A 4,351-nucleotide genomic window follows, 5' to 3' on the forward strand; every position below is an offset into this window, starting at 1 on the left:
GGCTGGAACGGGTGGACTCTGCACGCGCTGCCGCGCTTTGAAGCATCCGCCTGAAATTTGCCGCCTGGGCGCTTCCGTTACTTGATTCAGCTGTACCCGTATGCCCGCCGCTCGCACTGAAGCCTTCCTTAATCACCACCAATAAGCGATAACGGCATCGTGTACAGATGTTGCTCCACACCCGTGGCTTCAGCGTCTCGGTGTGCCAAAGGGTGCTCGTAGGTCAGGAATTGGGAAGCGAGCCTCCCGGGCGGCCATCACGCACGCCGAGGACCAATAAAGCACGCTGCGCGGGTCCACTTCTATAGCTACTCCCCGCCTATCTGAAACGCCGATAACAGTGATTCCATCAGCCTGCCTCGGTCGGGCAACTCGTGCTTGCTGATCACGCGGCCGGAACTGGTGGCGACTCTGATCCGTCCTTGGCTGGGGTCAATTCAGGTTATCTACGGCTGGGAATTGGGAGCCGTTGGGTTAGCTCCCTGGCAGCAGTAGCGGTGGATAACCTCTGAGAATTGTCCCCGGCTGTGGCGGGCGGACCCGACTTCTCGTTCGAACGTAGATCAGTTTCGGTTGTTCCGAGGACCAAAGCAAGGAGCCGTGTGTCAGCTTTTAGTTGCCGCTGTGAAAGGCTGCAGTTATGGACACCTCATCTCGGGAAAATGACCTCGTTCTCTACGGAGCGACGGGTTTCGTTGGCCGACTGGTCGCCGCCTACGTCGCTGAGCATGCACCGGCCGGCATGCGAGTCGGACTCGCGGGCCGGTCCAGGTCCAGACTCGAGGCGGTTCGGTCGCAGTTGCCGGTCGCAGCGCACGGATGGGCCCTCATCGAAGCCAACTCGGAGGACGCGGACTCAATCGCCGCCCTGGCCGCGGGCACATGCGTGCTCTTCACAACCGTCGGTCCATACGCGAAACACGGACTACCCGTCGTCGACGCCTGCGCACGGGCCGGTACCCACTACGCCGACCTCACTGGTGAGGTGTCCTTCATCCGGGAGGCGATCGATCGCTACGACGCTGTGGCCAGGACGAGCGGGGCCAGGATCGTGCACTCCTGCGGCTACGACTCGGTGCCGTCCGACCTCGCTGTACTGCTGCTTCATCAGGCGGCAGAAGCCGATGGCGCTGGCGGTCTGGTCGAGGTCCAACTCGTTGCTACGGCCAAGGCTGGCATCAGCGGAGGCACGCTCGAATCGATGCGCGGGCAGCTCGACGCGATGCGATCGAGCACCGCCCTGAGGTCACTAGCCGCGGACCCCTACGCTCTGAGCCCCGACCGCACACGGGAGCCGACGACACAACAGCCTCCTGATGCCGGTCCTGTGCGCCGTTCCGATGACGGCACCTGGACCGCGCCTTTCATCATGGCCCCATTTAACACTCGGATAGTGCGCCGCAGCAACGCATTGCAGGGCTGGGCCTACGGCCGCTCCCTTCAGTACGGCGAGGTGATGGGGGTGGCCCCCGGACCGGCAGGAGCGGTCATCGCCAGGGCAATGGCACTCGGGCTCCGGGCATTCATGGGCGCGATGGCGTTCCCGCCGACCCGGGCGGTGCTCGACCGCTGTCTTCCGGCACCAGGTGCGGGTCCGAGCACCAGCATGCAGCGCGCGGGCTGGTTCCACTCCCAGGTGACCGCCCGCACCGAGGACGGCCAGCGTTACCTGGCGATTGCTGCCGGCCCTGGTGATCCCGGCTATGCCGCCACCGCCGTGATGGCAGGCGAGACTGCACTCGCTCTTGCCCTCGACGGTGACCGGCTGCCGACCGCGAAAGGGTCGCTGACACCGGCCACTGCACTCGGCGACGTGCTCATGCAGCGACTCCGTGCGGCCGGCCACACCTATCAGGTAACCAAACTCGCTTGAGCCCACGGTCCTGCAGGTCAACTGATAACGGGGCAATCATTGACTGGACCAGTCCGACTAGCGGTCCAATGAGATTTCCCCGACGGAGTATGCCAGGTCATCTAATGATCACGACCAGCGGTGCGTTCCAAATCGGCTTTTAACGGGCGGGGTCGCACCTGTTGACGGCAGCCTCCGCCAGACACGGGTAGTCGTGACCGAGCTCGAGCCAGCGTCCCCGCGATGATCATCTAGGTGCCCGATTACTCGTCCATCAGTCGGCCGCTGGTTGGTCAAGCTAGCACGAAGCGAGCGGGGCCCATGCCGACCCACCTCGTTCTTGAACGTTCGTCAATCAAGCCCCTCTCATGGTCTCTCGCAAGGATCGCTATCGTCCTCCGGTCAAGCTCGGCCCGGTCGACTTGATCGCCCTGCCAGGGGCCAAATTGAATGCCGAGAACCTTGCCTGAACAGGGGAAACACGGCCCCGACCAACCCACCTCCGATTTCAACATTCACCGGCGAGAAAATCTGAAAATTTATATGGGTCCCAAACGGGAAAATTCCGCGAATTTCCGCAGGTCATAGCCATTTCTACTACCCATCTCCGGCTAATAGTTTGTGACCACCAATGTTCATTTTTGAGGTATTCGATGCACCTATGAGAGTTCAATCGGTCGCGAACTTCTGCTGATCAGCGTCGGGGCGCGGCTCTTGAGAGTCGCACCTTGGGAGCAGAGTGCCGAATATGAAGAACCGACTGTTCTGGAATCCACTCCTGGCTGGACGGGTCTGTCCGGTACACCGTGGTCCACTCCCGGACTCTGGCTGTCCTGTTCGTGGACACCCGCCCGGTGGACGCCATGATGTTCCACCACGAACTCCTGGGCGCAGACGACCCGGCGAGCTACTTCACACTTCCTGGGTAGAGGTGCCAGCGTCAGTGCGTACCGGCCCCGTTCGAGACAGCGTGGTGGACAGCATGGGACAGGCGGATCCTCGGACGACGAGACGGTACGACAGATCACGGCACAAGCTGGCGAAATCAGCCGGCTACGACGTGGCACGGGCGCTGGCATAGATCCAGCTCTTTCGGATAATAGGTGCCACTCCATCGCGGCGGGTTCATGCCGCCGTGGTGGTTCTGTCTCAGAACCGTCCGTCGTAGCTGTCCCGCAGGCCCTGTGCGGTGAACCTCCAGCCTTTGACGAGTTCGCTCAGGTCGTTCTCCGGAGTTGCCCTGCCAAGCTGACGGGCCAGCTCCATCTCAGCCTCCATGAACGCGGCCATCCTGTCCGCGTAGTCGATCAGGGCCCGGATCTTGTCCGGCTCCAGCTCAGGCGGTTCAGGCGTCGGCATCTCGATCATGCCGGCCAGTCTGTCAGATGCAATCTTGGGAACAGCGTTTAAGGGAGGGCCCCGACGCCTTGATGCGGCATTGATACTCTGGATTCGCTCAAACTGTCAGAGGGGGAAACAGAAATGGGCCTTAGAAGTCTTTTTCGGCGAAAGGCCGCAACTGCGGCACCCTTGGGTCCTGTTCAGGCGGCCGCCCCTGTCCCGGATGCACCCGTGTCGCCGGAACTCCCGGAGGATCTGCGGGTGCGCGTGGGCAGAACTTACTGAGGCAGCCAAACATTCGAAAGTGACAAAATTCCAGGCCTGCACCCGGACAGGCCGGCCTTGGACCGAAGACCCGGCGGCGGTCAGAGCCGTAGCGGCGACGCTCCGTGAATTCCCGGATACGGACAGCCGGCGGACGACATAGCGGCCCGCATATCTGAGTGCAACGGAAGTGCGAAAAGTCGAGATCCGGCCGGGCTTTGGCAGGATGGACCCGTGACGACTACTCCGCGACGCCGCGCTCCATACCAGGAGTGGGTGCTCATGTACCGGAAGGGCCTTAGCCGGAGGCAGATCTCCGACCTCACCGGTGCCGCTGCCGGCGACCGTGGGCTACCACCTCGGGCTCGCGCGGACACAGGACCCCGGCCTGCAAAGCGAGCACGAGACTGCTGCCCGGAAACCCGCGGTCACCGGGCAGGGGAGGGAACGCCTTCAGCAGTGCAGAATGCCTACGACTGGTACCGGCAATCTGCGGCCCGCAGCGGTACCGTCTCGTTCAACAATCTCCGCGTCATGTCAGTCAAGCAGGGACAGCAGTGGATGGTTGATGAGACCGACCTCGAAGCTGCGCTGGCCAGCCACCGGCGCGAAGAAACCGGAACCCGAGCACGTACTCGAGGTTCCCGACGATCGCGACGAATCTCGAGGGTCGTGACTAACAGCCGGAACACGCCGAGCGTCCGCCGCCGCACTACGCCCGGGGCGCGGGTGCGACGGGGGCCGGGCATGCCTCCACGCTAGCCACCCCGGCTCTGCCACCCCGGTCCTGCGACACCCCGAACGTGCGAGGCGCGTCAGGCCCCGAACCAGCGGGCGCGTCGCACCGCGCCGAACTCCGCCTTCTCAGCGGCGTACGCCGGCGACGGCCCCAGG

Annotated in this window: 3 protein-coding genes; 2 read left to right on the top strand and 1 reads right to left on the bottom strand. The window is 63.3% G+C overall.

Annotation, left to right across the window (positions count from 1 at the left end; translation table 11 throughout):
• Positions 1 to 640 precede the first annotated feature (640 nt).
• Together ASG92_RS24575 and ASG92_RS30375 are read left to right on the top strand one after the other, a co-directional pair.
• Positions 641 to 1,873 (top strand): saccharopine dehydrogenase NADP-binding domain-containing protein, encoded by a 1,233-nt coding sequence (locus ASG92_RS24575; protein ID WP_056634852.1) that lies wholly within the window; start codon positions 641 to 643, stop codon positions 1,871 to 1,873.
• A gap of 785 nt (positions 1,874 to 2,658) precedes the next feature.
• Positions 2,659 to 2,781, top strand: coding sequence for a hypothetical protein (locus ASG92_RS30375; protein WP_277310645.1), 123 nt, complete (start codon positions 2,659 to 2,661; stop codon positions 2,779 to 2,781).
• Between the two features lie 220 nt (positions 2,782 to 3,001).
• Here ASG92_RS30375 and ASG92_RS24580 read toward each other — a convergent pair whose 3' ends face one another.
• Positions 3,002 to 3,220 (bottom strand): hypothetical protein, encoded by a 219-nt coding sequence (locus ASG92_RS24580; protein ID WP_056634855.1) that lies wholly within the window; start codon positions 3,218 to 3,220, stop codon positions 3,002 to 3,004.
• Positions 3,221 to 4,351 lie beyond the last annotated feature (1,131 nt).

It is taken from the genome of Arthrobacter sp. Soil736 (genome assembly GCF_001428005.1).
Taxonomy (GTDB): Bacteria; Actinomycetota; Actinomycetes; order Actinomycetales; family Micrococcaceae; genus Arthrobacter.

What these genes read in the sequence shown, in the direction of transcription:
- ASG92_RS24580 (WP_056634855.1), bottom strand. Translation starts at nt 3,220, where the DNA reads ATGATCGAGATGCCGACGCCTGAACCGCCTGAGCTGGAGCCGGACAAG.
- ASG92_RS24575 (WP_056634852.1), top strand. Translation starts at nt 641, where the DNA reads ATGGACACCTCATCTCGGGAAAATGACCTCGTTCTCTACGGAGCGACG.